This is a genomic window from Fibrella aestuarina BUZ 2 (assembly GCF_000331105.1).
Taxonomy (GTDB): domain Bacteria; phylum Bacteroidota; class Bacteroidia; order Cytophagales; family Spirosomataceae; genus Fibrella; species Fibrella aestuarina.
The window spans coordinates 75,406-96,557 of sequence record NC_020054.1; the positions used below are offsets into that span (position 1 = coordinate 75,406).

Annotated in this window: 14 protein-coding genes; 7 read left to right on the top strand and 7 right to left on the bottom strand. The window is 56.4% G+C overall.

Features of this window, described 5'->3' with window-relative positions:
- Positions 1-156: 156 nt before the first annotated feature.
- The 5 genes from FAES_RS00340 (at position 157) to FAES_RS00360 (ending at position 8,048) form a co-directional block, all read left to right on the top strand.
- Positions 157-2,613, top strand: a complete 2,457-nt coding sequence (locus tag FAES_RS00340) for an ABC transporter permease (RefSeq protein ID WP_015329182.1) — start codon at positions 157-159, stop codon at positions 2,611-2,613.
- 78 nt (positions 2,614-2,691) lie between these two features.
- Positions 2,692-3,054: a DUF2237 family protein gene (locus FAES_RS29465; protein ID WP_015329183.1), complete on the top strand. Its 363-nt coding sequence runs from the start codon at positions 2,692-2,694 to the stop codon at positions 3,052-3,054.
- A 53-nt stretch (positions 3,055-3,107) separates the two neighbouring features.
- Positions 3,108-4,673 carry an ATP-binding protein gene (locus FAES_RS00350; protein ID WP_015329184.1) on the top strand — a complete coding sequence of 522 codons (1,566 nt, stop codon included), beginning with the start codon at positions 3,108-3,110 and terminating at the stop codon, positions 4,671-4,673.
- 150 nt (positions 4,674-4,823) lie between these two features.
- A complete protein-coding gene (locus FAES_RS00355) occupies positions 4,824-7,184 on the top strand; it encodes an ABC transporter permease (protein ID WP_015329185.1) in 2,361 nt (786 codons plus the stop codon).
- 81 nt (positions 7,185-7,265) lie between these two features.
- Positions 7,266-8,048, top strand: coding sequence for an ion transporter (locus FAES_RS00360; protein WP_015329186.1), 783 nt, complete (start codon positions 7,266-7,268; stop codon positions 8,046-8,048).
- 93 nt (positions 8,049-8,141) lie between these two features.
- Here FAES_RS00360 and FAES_RS00365 read toward each other — a convergent pair whose 3' ends face one another.
- Positions 8,142-9,299: a pyridoxal phosphate-dependent aminotransferase gene (locus FAES_RS00365; RefSeq protein WP_015329187.1), complete on the bottom strand. Its 1,158-nt coding sequence runs from the start codon at positions 9,297-9,299 to the stop codon at positions 8,142-8,144.
- Positions 9,300-9,680: 381 nt separating this feature from the next.
- Between FAES_RS00365 and FAES_RS00370 the strand changes: the two genes are divergently transcribed.
- Together FAES_RS00370 and FAES_RS00375 are read left to right on the top strand one after the other, a co-directional pair.
- Complete coding sequence (locus FAES_RS00370; protein WP_041257299.1) at positions 9,681-10,832, top strand: zinc-dependent alcohol dehydrogenase; 1,152 nt, start codon at positions 9,681-9,683, stop codon at positions 10,830-10,832.
- An 11-nt stretch (positions 10,833-10,843) separates the two neighbouring features.
- The gene (locus FAES_RS00375; RefSeq protein ID WP_015329189.1) at positions 10,844-11,407 is read left to right on the top strand and encodes a hypothetical protein; all 564 of its coding nucleotides are present in this window, start codon (positions 10,844-10,846) and stop codon (positions 11,405-11,407) included.
- A 180-nt stretch (positions 11,408-11,587) separates the two neighbouring features.
- Here FAES_RS00375 and FAES_RS00380 read toward each other — a convergent pair whose 3' ends face one another.
- From FAES_RS00380 to FAES_RS00405, 6 genes are all read right to left on the bottom strand, one after another.
- Complete coding sequence (locus FAES_RS00380) at positions 11,588-12,022, bottom strand: putative toxin-antitoxin system toxin component, PIN family (RefSeq protein WP_015329190.1); 435 nt, start codon at positions 12,020-12,022, stop codon at positions 11,588-11,590.
- Positions 12,000-12,200, bottom strand: a complete 201-nt coding sequence (locus FAES_RS00385) for a hypothetical protein (protein ID WP_041257302.1) — start codon at positions 12,198-12,200, stop codon at positions 12,000-12,002. Before FAES_RS00385 ends, FAES_RS00380 begins: the two co-directional genes overlap by 23 nt.
- 107 nt (positions 12,201-12,307) lie before the next feature.
- A complete protein-coding gene (gene clpB / locus FAES_RS00390; RefSeq protein WP_015329191.1) occupies positions 12,308-14,968 on the bottom strand; it encodes an ATP-dependent chaperone ClpB in 2,661 nt (886 codons plus the stop codon).
- Positions 14,969-15,189: 221 nt separating this feature from the next.
- The gene (locus FAES_RS00395; protein WP_041257303.1) at positions 15,190-15,825 is read right to left on the bottom strand and encodes an LEA/WHy family protein; all 636 of its coding nucleotides are present in this window, start codon (positions 15,823-15,825) and stop codon (positions 15,190-15,192) included.
- Between the two features lie 193 nt (positions 15,826-16,018).
- Positions 16,019-17,794 (bottom strand): RagB/SusD family nutrient uptake outer membrane protein, encoded by a 1,776-nt coding sequence (locus FAES_RS00400; RefSeq protein WP_015329193.1) that lies wholly within the window; start codon positions 17,792-17,794, stop codon positions 16,019-16,021.
- 64 nt (positions 17,795-17,858) lie between these two features.
- The gene (locus tag FAES_RS00405; RefSeq protein ID WP_015329194.1) at positions 17,859-21,128 is read right to left on the bottom strand and encodes a SusC/RagA family TonB-linked outer membrane protein; all 3,270 of its coding nucleotides are present in this window, start codon (positions 21,126-21,128) and stop codon (positions 17,859-17,861) included.
- Positions 21,129-21,152: the final 24 nt, after the last annotated feature.

The following is a 21,152-nucleotide window of genomic DNA, read 5'->3' on the forward strand; positions in this document are numbered from 1 at the left end:
GGACAGTCGTTGTCCGCTTTCGGACATGCAAAAGCGGCGCGGTTGGTTTATCTTGGCCAAACACACGGTTAAGTAAGTTGGCACAGTGGTTGTCTATCCTACCTCGTCTGCCACCGCTCCTCCTACAAACGTTTACCCCGGCCAGCCGCCAAGCCTATGTTCCGCCATTACCTAACCATCGCTCTACGTAACCTGCGCAAGAACCGCACCTTCGCAATCATCAACGCGGCGGGGCTGGGCCTGGGCATCGCTGCCTTCGGGATTATCTGGGAATATGTTGCTTTTGAGCGCAGTGTCGATCAGTTTCACACCAACCTGCCCCGCCTCTATCGGGTGCTGCTCCAGGAAAAAACCGGCCCAACGTCGGAGTTTAGCCCCGGCGGGTTTACGGTTGATGCACAGGCGGCTTTACCCGATATTGAACGTACCTGTCGGGTGGTTACGGGGGCGGCCAGCGGTATCGTAAGCGTTCAACAGCCTCGCGCTGGCACCCCCAGTGTTTTTCGGGAAAGCAACGCGGCGATGGTCGACGGCAGCTTTTTTCAGCTGTTCTCATTCCCGGTCCTGAGTGGCAACCCGGCTAGCCTCGGCCAGCCCAACGTAGTGTTTTTGTCGGAAAGCACCGCCCGTAACTACTTCGGTACCGCTTCGGCGCTGGGTCAGACCATCACATTGAGCAGCCAGTTTGGCAAATTGCTGTTTACGGTCGGGGGCGTTTATACCGATATGCCCGACAACTCCGATATCCGCTACGACCTGCTTTATTCGTTGCAGACGCTGGCCAACCCCGCTAACCGAAACGGCAACGACTGGGCCGACCCCACGGCCTACAACGCCAATTTCTTGCAGGCGGTGGTGCTGCTCAAACCCAACACCAACCCGGAAGCGCTGGAGAAAAAGCTGAACGACTTTTACCACAGCAAAAAGCCCGACGACGATGCCGTGACGGTGCGCCTGCAATCGTCGGCCTACGTACACCTCGGGCGCTCGCTCAACGACCCACTCACCACAATTGGCAGCCTTGGGTTTGTGTACTTACTGAGTGCGCTGGCGCTGTTAATCATGCTGATTGCGTGGCTCAACTACGTCAACTTAAGCACCACCACCGCCCTGACCCGCGCCAAAGAAGTGGGCGTCCGGAAAGTGGTGGGCGCCACGCAGGGCCAGCTGGCGGCGCAGTTACTGGCCGAATCCCTGCTGATCAATGCGCTGGGCCTGGGGCTGGGTATGCTGTTGCTATCGCTGGTGCAGCCGCTGTTCAACCAGTTTATTGGCAAACAGCTGAGCCTGGGTACGTTGCTGCTGGGGCGGCAAGGCGACGTAGGGCTTTGGTTCTGGGGGCTAGCCGCACTCCTGTCGGGCGCCCTGGTCAGCGGTGGGTACGTTGCCTTTGCGCTCACCCGACTTCGCCCGGTTGATATGATGCGCGGCAATGGCCACACACCGGGGCGTAGCGCCTGGCTGCGGCAGTCGTTGGTGGTGGTGCAGTTTGGCATTGCCGTTGCCTTGATCGTGGTTACGTTGGTGATGTTTCAGCAGGTACGTTTCCTGCAACAACGCCCACTGGGACTGACCCTCGACCGGTTGCTGACTATTCGCGGACCCGAGGTAGGCAAAGAGCAGCCCGACTTCAAGGCGCGCCGAACAGCCTTTCAGCAACAGGTGGCCCAGCTGGCCTTTGTGGAAGCCTGGAGCAATACGGGCAGTGTACCCGGCAACTTTTACAACTTCAACTCGTCGGGGATCACGCGGCAGAACCCTCGCCCCGATGATGGCAAGAAGACTTACAATGTAATTTTTGCGGATGACCATTTCCTGCCTACGTTCGGGATCAACCTACTGGCTGGGCAGAACTTCACCCCGACTCACCTGGCGGCCGACTATGAAAAAGGCAGCCCGACCCTGATCAATGAGAAAGCCGCGCTCGATCTTGGGTTTGCGTCGGCCAAGGCAGCGGTGGGGCAGTTGCTGGTCTGGGGCGACAATACTTATGAGGTTGTTGGCGTCGTGGGCAACTACCGGCACCAGTCGCCCAAAACGCCGATTGATCCATTGATCCTGTTTCCGAGGGCGTACAACAACTACCTAACGGTCAGGCTGGCGGCTGGCAACGTACCTGAGCAGCTGAGCCAGTTGGAGCGCCTTTACAAAGCGAGCTTTCCGGGCAACCCGTTCGATTATTTCTTCGTGCCAGAACGCTACAACGAACAATACCAGACCGAACAGCAATACAGCCAGCTATTCAGTCTGGCGGCGGGGCTGGCCATTTTTATCGCCTGTTTGGGGCTGTTTGGGCTGGCGGCGTTTACGGCCCAGCGCCGCACCAAGGAGATCGGCGTGCGGAAAGTGCTGGGGGCCAGTGAGGCCGGTATTGTGGCCATGCTCAGCAAAGAGTTTATGCAGTTGGTTGGCGTCGCGTTTCTCATAGCTACACCCGTGGCCTGGTGGATTATGGAGCGCTGGTTGCAGGGGTTTGCCGAAAAAACGCCCCTCCACTGGTGGCTATTCGCCGGAGCCGGGGCATTGGCCGCACTCGTCGCCCTGCTGACGGTTTCGTACCAGACCTTGCGGGCCGCCCGCGCCAACCCGGTAGTGAGCTTACGGGCCGATTGATGGCCGCGCGCAGGGCTGAATCTGGCCAGCCAACCGCTTTTTTTGGTACCTTATCCACCCATTAACCTACATTCGGCTATGCCTAAAAATGTACTGGGTGGTCCCCTTACCTGCTGCTGTACCCGCCCACTCACGGGATTTTACCGCGATGGTTTCTGTCGTACCGACGATCAGGACGAAGGGCGCCATGTCGTCTGCGCCATCATGACCGAGGCTTTTCTGGACTTTACCCGGTCGCGGGGCAATGACCTGACCACGCCCCGGCCCGCCTTTCAGTTTCCGGGCCTTAAACCCGGCGACCGCTGGTGCCTGTGTGCGCTCCGTTGGCGCGAAGCCCACGACGCTGGTGTGGCACCGCCCGTGCTCCTGTCCTGCACGCATGAGCGTGCTTTGCAATATATCCATCTGGATGCACTACGGAAGTTGGCGTTTGAGGAATAATCGGGAACTCAAATTGTGTATCTTTACCTACTTCCGTAACTTCTTCTTTTGTCATGAATGCATCTGTTGACTACGCCTCTCCGCCCGGAACAACGCCAGCCCAATCGGGTAACGCAACTCAGATTGAGCTACTTAGGGCTATTGTCGAGCATACGGCTTCGGCTAATTCGCTCTGGGAGCCCGTCTGGGACGAGTTTGGTCAGCTTGTCGATTTCCGGTATGTGTTTATCAATCCCGCCACGGCTCGTTACCTCAATAAGACGGCCGATCAACTGGTAGGGAAACTGGTTAGCGACGAAGTGCCGGGCTTCAAGACCGATAAGCATTTTGACTTATTTGCCCAGGTTTTTCTGACGAATACGCCCCTTCGCCGGGAGGTTCTGCACCCCTCGCTCAAACGGTGGATGGATGTCTCGGTCTCGCGCGTGGGCAACAACCTGCTGATGTCGTTTTATGACACGCACGAGATTCATCTGGCGGCCGAACGGAATCAGGCGCAGGCCGAACTCCTTCAGCGGGTTGTTGATCATTCGCCATCGGGTATGATTTTGATGGAGGCCGTGCGCGATGAAGCCGGTACGATCGTCGATTTCCGGTACTTGCTGACCAACCAGATGAACGCCACCCTGACCAACCGGTCGGTGGACGAGATGACGGGGCAGCTGGTATCGACGCTCTTTCCGAATTACCAGACGCTGGACCTGTTTCGTACGCTCGTACACGTAACCAACACGGGCGAGACCGTCGAAAACACCTTCGATTATGATCAGTTTGGCGTCAAAGGCACGTTCGACGGGTATTATGTAAAACAGGACGATGGCGTGCTGTTCACGTTCGTCAACATAACGCGGCTGCGCGATCAGCAACAGCAGCTGGAGCAGATGAACCGCGAGCTGACCCGCTCCAACGAGAGCCTGCAACAGTTTGCCTACATTGCCAGCCATGATTTGCAGGAGCCGCTTCGGAAAGTGCAGTCGTTTGGGCAAATGCTTGCTGATCAGTACGGTACGCAGCTCGACACCAACGCGATCGATTTGCTGGCGCGGATGCAGGGCGCCGCCAAGCGCATGTCGGGACTTATTCATGACCTGCTCAATTATGCCCGGCTATCAACCGAAAAAGAACCGTTCGTCTCCGTTTCCCTAAGTCGGCTGGTCGACGAAGCTCTCAATGACCTCAACCTCCGTATCCAGTCGACGCAGCCAACCATCGCAATCGACCCGCTGCCAACGGTGCAGGGGCGGCCGGTGCAGTTGCTACAGGTTTTCCAGAACCTGCTGAATAACGCGCTGAAGTTTCAGCCGGCCGGTCAGCATCCGCACATCAAAATCAGCTGTCGGCCCGCCGACCCGGCCCACCTTCCCGCCCATCTGGCCCAAAACCAGCCTTATTGGCAAATCGACGTGCAGGATAATGGCATCGGATTCGATCAGCAGCATGCCGAACGGATTTTTGAGGTGTTCCAGCGGCTACACGGCAAAAACAAGTTTGTGGGTACCGGCATTGGGCTCTCGGTGTGTCGGCGCGTGGCTGAAAATCACGGCGGTACTATTACTGCCACCAGTGAGTTGGGAAAAGGGGCTACGTTCTCGGTGTTCCTGCCCCAAACGAGCGCGTAACGCCGGACGTGGTCTGTGGGCGTGCGGGCAGGCAACCCGTGTATTGTCCAAAATCGGACACGCCGCCCGCAACGCCCGTTTGAGCCTCAACAGGTTATCAATATGGCCTGTATCTTGTGCGCGGCTTAAGACACGTACCCTGTTTCGTTTATGCTTCGTTCGTACCTAACCATCGCCCTCCGAACGCTGTGGCGCAATCGCACGCAGAGTTTTATTAATGTATTGGGGTTGTCCCTTGGCATGGCCTGTGCCTTGCTGATGGCCCTCATGATTGTGGATGAGCTCAGCTACGAGCAGTTCCACACCAAAGGCGACCGTATCTACAAAGCCTATAACCGCAACACCTTCGAAGGCAGTGTCCATTGCTGGTACACAACGCCTGCGCCACTAGGCCCAACCCTGAAAGCCGAATACCCGGAGATTGCCGCCACGACCCGCGTTAGCTGGGCCGACACGTACCTAACCGCCCACGGCGATAAAAAGGTATCGTTGAAAACGCCGTTCGTCGATCCCGATTTCCTGACGATCTTCAGCTTCCCACTCCTTCGCGGCGATGCGAAGAAAGCCCTCAGCACGCCCAAATCGGCGGTACTGACCCAGTCGTCGGCCCAGAAACTGTTTGGCAACGCCGACCCGATGGGTAAGCTCATTCGTATCAACAACCAGTTTGACTTCATCGTGGGCGGCATCATTCAGGACCCACCCACCAACACCGAGCTGGCGTTCGAGATGCTGCTGCCCTGGACCTTCATCAAAACGGCCTACGGCTACGACGATATTTACTGGGGAAATAACTCCTACCGCACCTATGTCGAGCTGGCGCCGTCGGCTTCGCTGGAGGCGGTAAACAAGAAAATCCGCGACGTTACGATCCGGCATTCGAAGGGCGACGAAGACAACGAAGTGTTTCTGTACCCGTCGGCGCGGTGGCGGCTCTACGGCAACTTCACCAACGGAGTCGAGGCGGGCGGGGCCATCGTCTATGTGCGGCTGGCGGGCTACATCGCCTTGTTTATTCTGCTGCTGGCCTGCATCAACTTCATGAACCTCAGTACGGCCCGTTCCGAAAAACGCGGCCGCGAAGTGGGAATCCGAAAAGTGGTGGGCGCCAACCGCTCGGCGCTGGTGGGGCAGTTCCTGGGCGAGTCGCTCCTGCTCACGCTGGGGGCATTTGTGCTGGCGATTGTACTGGCCCAGCTGGCACTGCCCGGCCTTAATCTGCTTATCGACAAGCAGCTGAGCATTCCGTACGGTAGCGTCTCGTTCTGGCTGGGCTGCCTCACCCTCGTCTTACTGACGGGTACGTTGGCCGGTAGCTACCCCGCCTTTTTCCTATCGGCAATGCAGCCGATCCGGGTGCTGAAAGGGCGCATCAATCTGGGCCGTGGCAACCTTACGCCCCGGCAGATGCTGGTGGTCTTTCAGTTTGTGATTACGGTGACGCTGCTCATCTGCACGGTGGTGGTGAAACGGCAACTCCGCTACACGCAGGAGCGCGATATGGGGTATAACCGCAACCAGCTCGTTTACACACCGATAGTGGGCGATATCGGCAAAAACTACGATGTCATTCGGGCCGAACTGTTGCAGCAGAATGTGGCCACAGCCGTTTGCAAAGCGAGTGGGCATATCGCCCAGAATTCGAGCAACACCTGGGGGCTAAGCTGGCGCGGCAAACCTGAAGGCAGCAAAATCACCTTCGACCAGATTGGCTCCCCCGCCGACTACGTCAAAACGATGGGTCTGACGCTCACGGCCGGCCGTGACCTCGACAGCCGAACGTACCCAGCCGACTCAAACGCCTGCCTTATCAACGAAACCGCCGCCAAGATTATGGGCTTTAAAGATCCACTGGGCGAGGAAATTCGGAATGGCGACCGCTCCTATCGGATTGTGGGCGTTTTCAAGGATTTTATCTGGGGGTCTCCGTTCTACGAAATCCCGCCCATGTTTGTCAAAGGCAACTACGGGTCTGATTACCTGCATTACCGGCTTAACCCCAATCTGCCCACGCAGGTGGCTATTCAAAAATCCCGCGCCATTTTTCAACGACACAATCCGGCTTTCCCGTTTGAGCTGACCTTTGTCGATCAGGAGTTTGAGCGCAAGTTTGATCGGGTGAAGTCCATTGGGCGTATGGCCGACGTGTTTGCCGTCCTGGCCATTGTCATTGCCTGCCTGGGCCTGTTTGGGTTGGCGACGTTTATGGCCGAACGCCGCACCAAAGAGATTGGCGTCAGAAAAGCGATGGGCGCCAGCATCCCCAGCCTGGTCAGCCTGCTCAACCGCGATTTCCTGAAGCTGGTCGTAATCGCCATCCTGATTGCGATGCCGCTAGCGTGGTGGATGATGGACCGCTGGCTGCAAGATTATCATTACCGCACCGCACTCGACTGGTGGCTCTTTGCCGTGGCGGGTGGGCTGGCCGTGCTGGTTGCCCTGCTGACGGTCAGCTACCAGAGCATCAAAGCCGCCCTGACTAACCCGGTCGAGGCCCTGCGAGCCGAGTAAGGGAATGGCTGAAGGAGTGCCCGACAACCTCCCCGACGCTGTCTCGTACTCCTTCAGCCGTTCACTCCTTATTTTTGCCTCATGCGCCGTACACTGTATCGTATTCTGGAAACTTCGGCCGGCAACCGGCGGGGCGTGAGCCTGGTGTTCAACATCGTCCTGATCACGATCATTACGCTCAATGCCATTGCCATTATCCTGCATACGGTACCGGCCATCAACGAGAAATACGCCCGGCTGTTCATCGACTTCGAGCTGTTTTCGGTCTTGTTTTTCACCGTCGAATACGTGCTGCGCGTGTGGGTATGCGTCGAGAACGACCGCTACCACCACTGGTTTTGGGGGCGAATCCAGTACATGCTGTCGGTTAGCGCGCTGATCGATCTGCTGGCCATTGCGCCGTTCTACGTCACGCTGTTTGCCACCGATCTGGCCATCGTCCGTATCCTGCGGCTCTTTCGGATTTTCCGGCTGTTTCGCGTCTCGAAATACTCTCACGCCTACCGGATGATCCTGAGCGTTGTGCGCGACAAGAAAGAAGAACTGCTGCTGAGCCTCGCCATGATCGTGTTCATGCTCATTATCCTATCGAGCATCATGTATTACGTGGAGCACCCGGCTCAACCCACGGTGTTTTCCAGCATCCCGGCGACGATGTGGTGGGCGATCAACGCCATGGCTACGGTCGGGTATGGCGACATTCACCCGGTTACGGCACTGGGCAAGACGCTGGCAAGCGTTTCGGCCGTGATGGGCATTGCCCTGTTCGCCCTGCCGACGAGTATTCTGGTATCGGGCTTCAACGAGCACATCCGTTACCGCAAAATGCCCCCCCGCTGCCCCCATTGCGGCAAGGAGCTTTAATGTGTTTGGCGTTTTGAGTGTACAGTTTTGAGTTGGCTGACGCACGTAGTTGCTCAAGCGCTAACAAACTCAAAACTGTACACTCGAAACGAATCACGATATCGTTTTCAGCGCGTCGGCGAAGGCCTGCATCTGTGGCAACGTACCCAGACTGACGCGGCACCAGTATTGGCCGTCGAATTTCCACTGCCGGATACCTACGCCCTGATCCATCATTTTGGCGACGAAGTCTTCGCCCTTCATCCGAATCGGGAACATCATGAAGTTGGCGTCGGACGGTAGCGGCGTGTAGCCTTCTTTTTTGAGCGTCTGCTCCAGAAAAGCTTTCGATTCGGCGGTTTTCCCCAGCGACCACTTGATAAACTCCGGGTCGTTGAAGCTCACCATCGCGGCCCGCAACGATGTCATGCTCAGCCCCCCACCGTTGGGCGAGAACGGCGCGATCTGCGCAATCATCTCGGGCTTGGCAAGCAGGTAGCCAATGCGCAAGCCCGCAAAGCCGTGCACTTTCGAGAACGTCCGGCTGATGATTACGTTCTTGCCAGCCCGCACCAGATCGACCATGCTGGCCGCTACAGGGTCTTTCACATAGTCGATGTAGGCTTCGTCAACAAACACCGGCGTCTTGTCGGCCGTGGCCGAGATGAAGCTGCGGAGCTTGGCCGGATCGGTCAGGATGGCCGTAGGGTTATTGGGGTTGCAGAGATAAACCAGGCTGGTTTTGCCCGAAATCCGCTCGCTGATTTTCTGTAGATTCTGGTCGTAGCCATCAGCCGCTACGAGGGGTACTTTTTCGGCCACCATACCGTGCTTGATCGCCGCACGGGGCAGCGCGTCGAACGTCGGGTCGGGGTAAACGAGGTTGTTACCCGCCGGGGTTTTGTAGGCGAAATACATGGCGGTTGCGCTCAGCAACTCACCCGAACCGGCCCCCAGCAGCACGCATTCTTCAGGTACGTTCTCCCGCTGCGCCACCATCGCCCGGAAGGTTCTGGCGTGTTCCATGGCGTAGAGATAGCCATCAGGTGCCGCTTCGGTGATGGTTTTCAACACCTTGGGCGACGGGCCGTAGGGGTTTTCGTTGGCCAGCAAACGGGCTTTCAGGGCGGGTTTGCCACCGGGTGGCACAACGCCCGGCGGCAGGGTAACCGGGCTGTCAAGCCAGGGTTCGCAATAGGCAGCAGGGGCCGAGGCAATGCCTAAGCCCGACAACAGACCAGCCCGGAGCCAGTCGCGGCGATTGAGTTGCATACGGAATGTTGACGTGTAAAAAAGAACAGGTTGTATTCTGATTATCCGTGAAGCAGGCTGATACTGACGGTCTTGTTGTGGTTTCAATCTACAACAGAAAAAGCTTTTTCCAGCTAGTTTATTCGGCGTTTACTGAAATTCAACAAACCTTATTTGGATAATTATAAAAACAACCAATACATCGCTTATTATCTGACCAAAGCAGGGCAAGAAAAACAGTAACGGGCTGTCAGACAAGGCACGCAGGCTGTACGCGCACGCAGACTCGGCAGCGGGGCCATATTCTCAGTAAAGGAGAATCAGCTCAAACAGAAAAAAGCCTATAGGGTTAGTCTATTAATTGTCAGTAGTTACCAGAAAGCACAATAAACGAACTTCCCTATGTTAGCCATGAATTATCGGGGACCACGGCGGGTCCGAATGGATCAGAAGCCGATGCCCGAAATCCTACACCCGGAGGACGCCATCGTCCGGGTAACGCGCTCCTGCATCTGCGGGTCTGACCTGCACCTCTACAACGGCAACGTACCTGACACCCGCGTGGGCACCACCTTTGGCCACGAGTTTACAGGGATCGTGGAAGAAGTCGGCTCCGAGGTGCACAAGCTCAAGGTCGGTGATCACGTGCTGGTGCCCTTCAACATTGCTTGTGGCAAGTGTTCGTTCTGCCAGCAGGGCCTTTACGGCAACTGCCACGAATCGAACCCCGAGGCCACGGCAGTAGGCGGCATTTTCGGGTACTCGCATACGGCGGGCGGCTACGACGGCGGGCAGGCCGAATACGTGCGGGTGCCCTACGCCAACGTCAGCCCGACGGTGATTCCACCCGGCATGGACGTGGAAGACGCCGTGATGCTCTGCGACGTGGTGCCGACGGGCTATCAGGCCGCCGAAATGGGTGGTATTCAGCCGGGCGACACAGTCGTGGTTTTCGGCGCGGGGCCGGTTGGCATTATGGCGGCGCGGTGTGCGTGGCTGTTCGGAGCTGGCCGCGTGATTGTCATCGACAATGTTGACTACCGGCTGGAGTTCGTTAAAAATTACGCGCCCGCCGAGGTGTACAATTTCGACGAGATCGGTGATGTGGTACTGTTCATGAAAAAAGCCACCGATTGGCTGGGCGCCGACGTTTGCATTGACGCCGTGGGCGCCGAAGCCAGCGGTAGCATCATGCACAAGCTGACGGGGCAGGCACTGCTCCAGGCGGGCGCAGCCACGGCACTACACTGGGCCATCAATTCCGTGAAAAAAGGAGGGATTGTGTCGATCGTGGGTGTATACGGCCCCACCGGCAACATGGTGCCTATTGGCAACGTCGTGAACAAAGGCATCACCATCCGGGCCAACCAAACGGGTGTCAAACGCCTGCTGCCCCGGCTGATCGAACACGTGCAGAGTGGTGTACTGAACCCTAAAGCCCTGATCACGCATCGCCTCCCGCTGGAGGAAGTGGCCGAGGGCTACCACATTTTCTCGGATAAACTAGACAACTGCATCAAACCGGTGCTCATTCCGCCCAAAGCTGGCATCTAAACACAAACAGTATGGAAAGCGTAGCAGAAAAGAAGCAGCAGGCCGAAGAAAACAACGCGGCTCGTGGGCGCGACATGGCGGCCAAATTTGCGCATATCAACGGCTGGGGTGTCGACATAAACCCCAAAAATGACCCAACGTACCCGATCAAAGATCCCCGTACGGATGTGGAGCAGGAAGGATATACCTGGCAGCGGCCCACACAACAGGCTGATACCGTGGAGATTCTCCATTCCAACGAGCGCCCGAATTTAAGTGCCGTCTACGGCACCGTTGCGCCGCCCTCGGGCCTGAGCGGTATGTTGCGCCGGTATGCCTTCACGCACAGTGAATCGCGGCTGATGCACTGGATCCCGCTGGTTGTCGCCGACCGGATCAACGTGGTGGAAGGCATCATCGACGACCTGATGCGCGGCACAGTGCCGAACATCCCGAAAGAGAAAGGCATGAAAGCCGATCTGGAGGTAAACCCAACAGGTCTGGCTACCAAAGTGCTTGTGACAGCTCTCGTCGCCACGGCGGTCATTGGCCTGTTTGCCTACAGCCGCAACGATCGGAGTTTACGTAGAGGCTAGTTTAAAGATTGGTTTAAAGACAAACCGCCCGACCAGCATGCTGGTCGGGCGGTTTGTCTTTCAGGTACGTTATTCCAGAATGGGGACCTCCTTGCTGAGGCTGTAGAACAAGACTCACCGAACCGACATCGCTTTTTCAGTGACTTCAATTACAGCTATTGCAGCCCTCTGTCACACTACTTATTCGAGCAATGACAGAGTTTGCAAAAACTGGCCCATGCTCAGGATCACCGTTTGCTCGAACGTACCTAGCGTTAATAGGTCATCATCACCTGTAATCAAAAAGTCGGCGTTACTAGCTTTACAGATTCCCAACAGGTAGTCGTCTTTTGCATCACGAGACGTAGCCGGAATTGCTGCGGGCGTTACCTTGGTCATGAATAGCAACGCCAACACTCGAAAACGGGCCACTTGAGCCGGGGCGATGTATTTCGCAAACTTGGGCCGACTCATGACACCATCAAACTCATCGATCAACTCGGGCGAATAGTACGCCCGTATTCGCTTATTACGCAACACATGGTAATAAACCGTTCGGCGTGACTTGCGGCTTAGACAGGCAGATATAAACCAATTGGCATCGAGCACAACCCTAATCGTCCTTCTTGAGGGCATGCCGATGAGCTTTTACTTCGCTTGCGATATCGGTCATGCTAATTGCCACATCAGGCAACTCACGATCCAGTTCTTCGAAAAGTTCGTCAGCCATTTTGGCCTGTATTTTTTTTGCTATCAGCACTTGTTCCCTCTTGGGAAACGCGTCGAAAGCCTTTATAAATTCAGTTCGTGTCATAGCAGAATCCTAATGCCATCCATGTACGAATATACATCATACCCACTCATGAACGCAAAACGCCCGACCATCATGGTCGGGCGTTTTGTCTTTATAGCTCAGGTACGTTAGTCGAGCACCGGCACCACCTTGTCGAGGTTGTAGAAGATGATGTCGTCTTTGCCGTCTTCGGTTTCGTTCATCATCATGCCGACGATGGCGTTCTTCTGGATCCGGCCCGACAGAATCTCTTTCGACAGGGCGTTGAGAATGCGGCGTTGCAGCACCCGCTTCAGCGGACGAGCGCCAAACTGCGGGTCGAAGCCTTCGCGAGCGATGAAATCCAGCACTTCGGTGTCGGCTTCGAGGGCAATACCCTGCTCGGCCAACCGGTGCTGAATCTGCCGGAACTGGATCTCCATGATCTTCCGCACTTCGCGGCGCGTCAGCGGCTGGAACATCACCAGTTCGTCGATCCGGTTCAGGAACTCGGGGCGAACGGTTTGCTTCAGTAGTTCGAATACATCGGCTTTGGTGTCCTCGATCACCTGATCGCTGTTCAGATCCGTCATGTCGGCAAAGCGCTCGCGGATGATATGCGAGCCGATGTTCGACGTCATGATGATAATCGTGTTTTTGAAGTTGGCGACCCGTCCTTTGTTGTCGGTCAGGCGGCCATCATCAAGCACCTGCAACAGGATGTTGAACACATCCGGGTGCGCTTTTTCGATCTCATCGAGCAGAATCACGCTGTAGGGTTTGCGGCGAACGGCCTCGGTCAGTTGCCCGCCTTCGTCGTAACCCACGTAGCCCGGAGGCGCACCGATGAGGCGACTAGCGGCGTGGCGCTCCTGGTACTCGCTCATGTCGATACGGACCAACGCGTTTTCGTCGTTGAACAGGAATTCGGCCAGCGCTTTCGCCAACTCGGTTTTACCAACGCCTGTAGTGCCCAGGAACAGGAACGAACCGATGGGGCGTTTGGGGTCCTGCATACCGGCGCGGCTACGACGCACAGCATCGGCTACCACCTGAATGGCTTCTTCCTGCCCGGCTACGCGCTTGCCCAGTTCAGCCTCAAGGAACAGCAGTTTATCGCGCTCCGACTGCAACATGCGGCTGACGGGAATGCCCGTCCATTTGGCAACCACTTCGGCGATGTCTTCCGACGTAACTTCCTCCTGAAGCATGCGATCCGCCGGGGCCGCGCCCTGTTCGGTAGCGCTGGCATCCTGCAAGTCGTTCAGGCGTTTTTCGAGTTCGGGGATGCGTCCATAGCGAATCTCGGCCACCTTCCCGTAGTCGCCCGCCCGTTCAGCCTGCTCGGCTTCGATGCGCAGTTGGTCGAGTTGCTCTTTCAGCGTACGCCCTTCGTTGACCGATGCTTTTTCGGTTTCCCAACGGGCCTGCAATTCGGTACGTTGCTCGTTCAGATCGGCAATCTGTTTGCTCAGCAGCGACTCTTTGTCTTTATCGTTCTCCCGCCGGATAGCTTCGCGCTCAATTTCCAACTGCATGATCCGCCGGTTCAACTCGTCGAGCTCTTCGGGCACCGAGTCGATCTCGAGCCGCAGCTTGGCCGCCGCTTCGTCCATCAGGTCGATGGCTTTGTCGGGCAGGAAACGGTCGGAGATATAGCGGTTCGACAGCTCAACGGCGGCAATGACGGCGTCGTCTTTGATCCGCACGCCGTGGTGCAGTTCGTAGCGTTCCTTAATGCCCCGCAAAATCGAGATGGCATCAGCCACGTCGGGTTCGTCGACCAGAACGGCCTGGAACCGGCGTTCGAGCGCCTTATCTTTCTCGATGTATTTCTGGTATTCTTTGAGCGTAGTGGCCCCAATGGCGTGCAGTTCGCCGCGCGCCAGTGCCGGTTTCAGCAGGTTGGCCGCATCCATGGCGCCTTCGCCACCGCCACCCGCGCCAATGAGCGTGTGAATCTCGTCGATGAACAGCACGATCTCACCGTCGGAGTCGGTTACTTCCTTGATCACCGCTTTGAGGCGCTCTTCAAATTCCCCTTTGTATTTGGCACCGGCCACCAGCAGCCCCATATCGAGCGACATGATGATCTTCGACTTCAGGTTTTCAGGTACGTCGCCCTGCACGATGCGCTGGGCCAGCCCTTCCACAATGGCGGTTTTACCCACGCCGGGTTCACCCAGCAGCATGGGGTTGTTTTTGGTCCGGCGGCTCAGAATCTGGAGCACCCGCCGGATCTCTTCGTCGCGGCCAATAACGGGGTCAATTTTACCGTTCCGGGCGCGTTCGTTCAGGTTTATCCCGTACCGCTCCAGCGATTGGTACGTTGCTTCCGCGTTTTGGTCTTTCACAGGGTTGTTCTTGCCACGCAGTTCCCTGATGGCATCTTTTAAGGTCTTTTCGGTAAAACCGACATCGTTGAGTAAAGTAGCTACGGCATCTTTGCCACCCACGAGGCCCAGCAGCATCATTTCGACGCTGACGTACTCGTCGCCAAAATCTTTCATCTGGGCCTGCGCCCGTTGCAACGCGGCGTTCAGGTCGTTGCCTAGGTATATGCCTTGCTGTTGCCCACCCGACACGGATACTTTTGGGTAACCGTTGACGATGGCGTCGAGCGCCAAGGTGAGGCGTTTGCTATCGGTACCGAGTTTCTTGGCTAGAAACCCGACGGTATTCGGATCTTCTTCTAAAATGGCTTTCAGCACGTGGCCCGTTTCAACGGTTTGCTGCTGATTGCCCTGCGCCATCTGGGCCGCATGTTGTACGACCTCCTGCGCCTTGATGGTGTAGTTATTGACGTTCATGGCTTAGGACCGGGCTTCCGGTTAATTGCTTACGACGTAGTCTAAACAAATCCCGAGCCGATGCTGTTTTCCAGCCATTTTGGCGCATTTTAGATCAAAAAACCGGCAAACCACGACAAAATGACAAGCTGGGTACGTTAAACAGCGAGGGCGCCGCCGAACCATCGGATAGATGATCTGGCAGCGCCCTCGCTGTTTCTGATTCGTCTATTGAGCGGTTCTTACCGCACGTTACCATTCAGCAGCATTTTGCCGGTCAGGTCCTGCTCGATGGTGATGTAGCCGGGGTAGTTCACGGCCTTGTTGAACAAGTCGAGCGTGGGTTTGATCTTGATCGTCACCTTTGAGGGAGCCGTCGTCTGGTCGCCGCTCAGGTTACGGAACAGGTTGGTGAACGCCTCACGCGTAGCGGGGTCGGTGAGCAATTCGTAGGCGTTGGTTTGCAGGCGAACCGGCACCACCGTGCGGCCACCGGCGGGCGACACCTCGATGCGCTGGTTGATAAAGCCATTGGCAAATTCCTTCCCGGCCAGCAATACTTTGTATTCCAGCTGGTTCAGGGCGGCCAGTTTGTTGGTTGGGTTCATCACCTCCAGGTTTACCCGCGCGCTGAACGGAATGGTACGCGCCAGCAGGCCCGCCGCCAGACGGGGGTATTTCAATGGGTTGATGTCTTCCAGCTTACTGATGCTGCGGAACTCGCGGACATCATAGCCGGCCACGAACATGCTGTCGGCCGACAGCACATTGTACTTGCAATCGCCGAGCGCTTTAGCTTCGCCAATCTGACGACTGACACCACATTGATAGAAGAGCGCGGGCAGGGCCAACAGCGCTATCAGAAGGATCTTTTTCATACAGTAAATGGAACGGATTTGGAACCGCGTTTGGGCAATTCCCATCAAAACAACACCAGTTTGACGAAAATGGCTGGCTTAGGTTTAATTTTTGAGAAAATACAACGTCTGGCCCCGTGTTCATGAGCTACCCAGCCCCTACAAACAAAAAAGCCGTGACAGGGCTGTCACGGCTTTTAAGCGGTTAGCTAGCTTAATACCCCGGATTCTGTTTCAGCACACTCGCACCCTGAATGTCAATCTGAGATTGCGGAATGGGCAGGTACTCGTCCCGGTTGGCCTTAAACTTGGCACCGCCCAACGTTGTGGGCAATTTGGCGCCTTCGTAGGTCAGATAAGCATTGATGGTTGGCTCGGCAATGCCCCAACGGACCAGATCGAAGAAACGGTGACCTTCGTCGCCCAGTTCGAGGCGACGCTCGAAGCGTACGGCAGTCCGGGCCGCTTCTTTCGTGGCAAACTGCGACGCCGGGTATTCACTGATCACGTACTTAGCCGCCGGGTCTTTTCCAAAACCACCTTCGGGTTTGGCCGGATCGGCGAACGCCTTCACGAACCCATCGGGGTTGGCCGCCCGCTTCCGAACCATGTTGGTGTATTCGAGCGCTTTTGTCAGCGAACCCACTTCGATCTCGCACTCAGCCGCCATCAGCAGCACGTCGGCAAACCGAATCAGGGGTACGTTCAGCGCCGTGTAGCCGGGCGTCCATGAGCTGTTGTCCTGGAGTGAGCCTTTGTCTGCCTTGTAGTAGGTAAACTTCTTGGGCGAGTAAGGACCACCGTTGGGTTGGTTCCGGATCCAGTCGTTGCCGGGGTGGTTCTGCCAGTCGAGGTACGGGATGCCGCGGCGGCCAACCGTGTGATCGAGACGGGGGTCAAGGTTACCGGCGTCGGTCGTGAAGGGATCTTTCGACAGTACGCCCATATCGTTTTTCACCTGGTTAGCACCCGTGTTGTACGAGCCATCGAGCAGCGGCAAACCGTTGGCCGTCGTACGGAAGGCGTTCACGTATTCGAAGCTGGGCTGGTTGAAACCGCAGCAGTTACCCGGCCCGTTAGCCCCCGTGTTGTAGGGGTAGTTCAGGTCGAATTCCGGGTTGGCGTTGTTAACGCTGCCCGTATTGGCCGCCGCCTGAATCGCGAACAGGCTTTCTTCGTTGTTATCGTTCGAGGCTTTGAACAGGTCAGCGTATTTGGGCACAAGGCCGAGTTTCTTCCCGTTCGCGGTTTTTCCGTTGGCTATCACCAGGTCGAACAAGGCTTTGGCTTCGGCGTATTTTTTCTGATACAGATACACCTTGGCCAGCATCGCGGCCGCTCCCCACTTGTTGATCCGCCCGGCAGCGCTCTGTGTTTCAGGCAGGTTGTCGTAGGCGTACTTCAGGTCGGCTTCGATTTTGGGGTACAGCTCGACGTTGTTGGCTACTTTTTCGATGCCCGTGCCGTAGTCGACGCTTTCATCAATGTAAGGCGTATTATTGAACAACCGTTTCAGTTCGAAATAATTGAAGCCCCGAAGGAAGCGAGCCTCAGCCGTAATCCGCGTCTTGTCGGCGGCCGTTACGTCGGGCCCAGCGCTGGCCAGCAGCCGAAGCGTAGCGTTAACCCGGCTGATCGCCTCGTATTTGCGCTGCCATGTCCCACCAATTTCGCCCGAGGTCGAAATGGTCTCAAAACGTTGCAGGGGGTTGATGGTCGAGAAGTCACCGGGGTCGGTTCCTTTGTTGGCATCGCCACCCCGAATGCCGCCCCACACCCAGTTGGACGCCGACGCCAGCCGGTCGCCCCGGCCGTTTAGCATCGAATAGGCACCGATCAGCGAGCCTTCTATCCCGGCTTTTGAGTTCAACTGAATATTACTCAACTGACCCGTTACCGGCACTTCCAGAAACGTGTCCTTACAGGCTACCACCATCAGCGAGATGGCCGTGGTTAGCCCAACGATAGCATGTTTGTTTGTGTATTTCATTGTATTGACTTGAATGGGCCGGCAAACAGCGGTACCGTCGTTAGCCAGCCGTCGATGAGTTTGATTAGAAGCCGATGCTGACACCACCGGTGAAGCTGCGGGTGATGGGGTAGTTGCCCACGTCGATACCGAAGTTGGTGTCGGCGCTACCACCTACGCTGGGGTCGAGACCCTGGTATTTGGTGATGGTGAACAGGTTATTGGTCGAGGCAAATACCCGCAGACGCTGCAACTTCAGCCGATCCAGCAGACCCGACCGGAAGTTGTAGCCGATCGACAGGTTCTGGAGTCGGAAATACGAGCCATCTTCTACATAGTAGGAATTTGACTGGGTATTGGTGCTGAAGTTCGACGCCGATTCGAAGATGGGAATCGTCGCGTTGACGTTTTGCGGCGTCCACGAATTTTTCACACGGGCACTGATCGCCGCACCGGCAAACGACGGGTAGAAATCGGTGAACCACTTCGACTGGTTAAAAATCTTGTTGCCGATCGAGGTATAGCCGTAGACGTTGATGTCGAAGCCCCGGTAGTTGAGGCCCAGGTTCACACCACCCGTAAATTTCGGAACGGGGCTGCCCAGGTACGTCCGGTCGTTCGCATCAATTTTTCCATTTCCGTCGACATCGACGTAGCGGAAACGGCCCGGAGCGGCACCATCCTGCGTAGCGGCCGAAGCGACCTCTTCCTTGCTCTTAAACAGGCCCGCTACCTGGTAGCCATAGAAAGACGAGATGGAGTAGCCCAGTTGGTTACGGATGGGATTGATACCCCGGAAACCGGGGTTCACCGTCGTCAGGTACGTTAGCCCCGGCGCCAGGTACGTAATTTCGTTCTTCAGGAAGCTCGCCGTTACGTTGGCTTCGTAGCCGACTTCAGTACCGATTTTACCACGGGTAATCAACTGAATATCAAGGCCCTGATTCAGCATTTTACCGATATTAACCGATGGCGCCGAGGCGTAGGTACCAATTACGTCGGGAATGGGTACGGCAAACAGCAGGTCCTTTGTGTCTTTCCGCCAGAGGTCAAAAATAACTTCCAGGCGGTTGTTGAAGAACGACCCGTCGAAACCGATGTTGCTGGTGATAGACGTCTCCCATTTCGCGTCGACGTTACCGATCCGTGAGCGGTAGTAGCCATCTACCGTGCTTGAGTTCGTACCGGCGATATCGTAGGCCGAGTTGCCCAGGTTAGCGGCATAAAGGCTAAACTGGTTGTTCGGGTCTACGTTGTTGGAGTTACCCATCAACCCGTAACCACCCCGAATTTTCAGATCGGTTACCCAACCTACGTTTTTCATGAAATCTTCGGCCGAAATCCGCCACGCCGCTGAGGCCGCCGGGAACACACCATACCGGTTGTTGGCCCCAAACCGGCTCGAGCCGTCACGGCGAATCAGCCCCGTTACGATGTACTTATCGTTGTAGATGTAGTTGAGCCGACCGAAGTAAGAGTTAAAGTTGACGCCCAGTCCGTAGCCGCTCGTAACCGTCCGGCCAGTAGCCGATACGGTCGCCAGCGTGATGTAGTTGGGATCGAACGAGAACGGATTCTGACCGTTACCGCTCATATTACGCCCGATGCCCGTATTAAGGGCTTCCTGGCCAGCCAGCACGTCAACGCTGTGGAAACCAAACTTACGCTTGTAGTTGGCCGTGTTAGTCAGCACCCAGCTAAATGCGTAGTTGCTGAATTCGTTGTAGCTGGTTGCCGAGTTATTTTCCGAGTTTTCATACTGCAACCGGCCATAACCGACGCCGTACTGCCCGTTGTACTGCCCACCGATGCTACTACGGAGCGTTAGGTTATCGATTGGGTCAACTTCAACGTAGAGGTTGCCGAATGCCTGAGCCTGGAAATTCGTGTTGTTGAATTGACCGTCACGGCTGGCAACCGGGTTACGTGGGTTATTAAACCCTTTGGCCGCCGTGCCCGCATACCCACCAAATTCGTCATAGACCGGTATGATCGAGGGCATCCGGAACGCCGCCAGAATGTCGTTTTCATTGGCGGCCACACCCTGACCACCGTTGTCCCCATCCTGGCCACGTACCGACCGATAAGTGAACTGAAGGTTCTCGCCAATCCTAATCCGCTTCGACAAATCAAACTCCGTGTTAGCCCGGAACGTATAGCGTTTGAAGTCGTTGTTCAGCAGAATACCCTGTTGGGTCTGCGCACCCAGACCAATGTAGAAGCGGCTGGTTTCGGTGCCGCCTGAAAAGCCCAGCGCATGGCGTTGCAGAGGGGCTACCCGCGTTACGGCCTTATACCAGTCGGTGCCCGCCTTGTTGGCCCGAACCGTCTGATACACCGTACCGGCGGCCGGGTTAACGTTGTAATTCTGACGGGCAAAGTTGAGGTCAACGTTACCCGAAACACCATAAGAGATGGCGGGGGCACCACCTGTACCCGGCACTGTGGCAATCAGATAATCGGGAATAACCGGCGAGGCACCCGTACCGAATTGTGGGTGGTTGTAGACAGGCGCTGTACCTGCCTGTGTGCCCGTGTTGCGGAAGGCGTTCCAGGTCCACTCCGCAAATTCGGTTGGGTTCAACATAGCCTGCCCGTTACCCGGATCCGTCACCCCATACTGGCCATCATAAGAGATTGAGAGCTTGCGGGCTTTCCGTGAGCCTTTCTTGGTCGTATAAACGATTACACCGTTGGCGGCGCGGGCGCCATAAATCGATGCCGAAGCGGCATCTTTCAGGACCGTGGTTGTCTCAATATCGTCTGGTGAGAGAAAGTCGGTCGAAGCGACCGGCACACCATCCACTACGTTCAGCGGCGCATTACCCCCAAAAGCGCCAAAGCCACGGACACGTACCTGGCTGGCCGTTCCCGGCTGACCGTTCGAAATGACCGTCAGGCCCGATACGCGACCCTGAAGCTGCTGCTCGACGTTACCCGACGGAACTGCCGTGAGCGCTTTCGACTTGACGGTAGCGACGGCGCCGGTCGTGTTACGGCGATCATCAGTCGTATACCCCGTTACGATTACCTCGGTCAGCGTCGTAGCGTCGTCAGCCAGCTTTATATTCAGCACAGACTGATTGCCCACTGCGGCTTCCTGAGACGCATAGCCGATGAACGAGAACACCAGTACCGCCTCTCGGTTGGGTACGTTGATTGTGTAATTACCCCCACCGTCGGTTGTTACCCCGCGTGAAGTCCCCTTCACCACCACGTTTACTCCTGGTAAACCTGCTCCTGTGTTATCACTCACTTTGCCGCTAACGCGCACATCCTGAGCGAACAGGGATAACGGTAAAAGAAAGAGAAGAAAGGCAAACCTGCACTTTCCGACCCATGAGTAGTTATTCATCACACCTTATTGGTTTAAGTAAGC

Coding starts and splice junctions, on each gene's coding strand:
- FAES_RS00340 (WP_015329182.1), top strand. CDS start 157: ATGTTCCGCCATTACCTAACCATCGCTCTACGTAACCTGCGCAAGAAC.
- FAES_RS29465 (WP_015329183.1), top strand. CDS start 2,692: ATGCCTAAAAATGTACTGGGTGGTCCCCTTACCTGCTGCTGTACCCGC.
- FAES_RS00350 (WP_015329184.1), top strand. CDS start 3,108: ATGAATGCATCTGTTGACTACGCCTCTCCGCCCGGAACAACGCCAGCC.
- FAES_RS00355 (WP_015329185.1), top strand. CDS start 4,824: ATGCTTCGTTCGTACCTAACCATCGCCCTCCGAACGCTGTGGCGCAAT.
- FAES_RS00360 (WP_015329186.1), top strand. CDS start 7,266: ATGCGCCGTACACTGTATCGTATTCTGGAAACTTCGGCCGGCAACCGG.
- FAES_RS00365 (WP_015329187.1), bottom strand. CDS start 9,299: ATGCAACTCAATCGCCGCGACTGGCTCCGGGCTGGTCTGTTGTCGGGC.
- FAES_RS00370 (WP_041257299.1), top strand. CDS start 9,681: ATGTTAGCCATGAATTATCGGGGACCACGGCGGGTCCGAATGGATCAG.
- FAES_RS00375 (WP_015329189.1), top strand. CDS start 10,844: ATGGAAAGCGTAGCAGAAAAGAAGCAGCAGGCCGAAGAAAACAACGCG.
- FAES_RS00380 (WP_015329190.1), bottom strand. CDS start 12,022: ATGCCCTCAAGAAGGACGATTAGGGTTGTGCTCGATGCCAATTGGTTT.
- FAES_RS00385 (WP_041257302.1), bottom strand. CDS start 12,200: ATGACACGAACTGAATTTATAAAGGCTTTCGACGCGTTTCCCAAGAGG.
- clpB (WP_015329191.1), bottom strand. CDS start 14,968: ATGAACGTCAATAACTACACCATCAAGGCGCAGGAGGTCGTACAACAT.
- FAES_RS00395 (WP_041257303.1), bottom strand. CDS start 15,825: ATGAAAAAGATCCTTCTGATAGCGCTGTTGGCCCTGCCCGCGCTCTTC.
- FAES_RS00400 (WP_015329193.1), bottom strand. CDS start 17,794: ATGAAATACACAAACAAACATGCTATCGTTGGGCTAACCACGGCCATC.
- FAES_RS00405 (WP_015329194.1), bottom strand. CDS start 21,128: ATGAATAACTACTCATGGGTCGGAAAGTGCAGGTTTGCCTTTCTTCTC.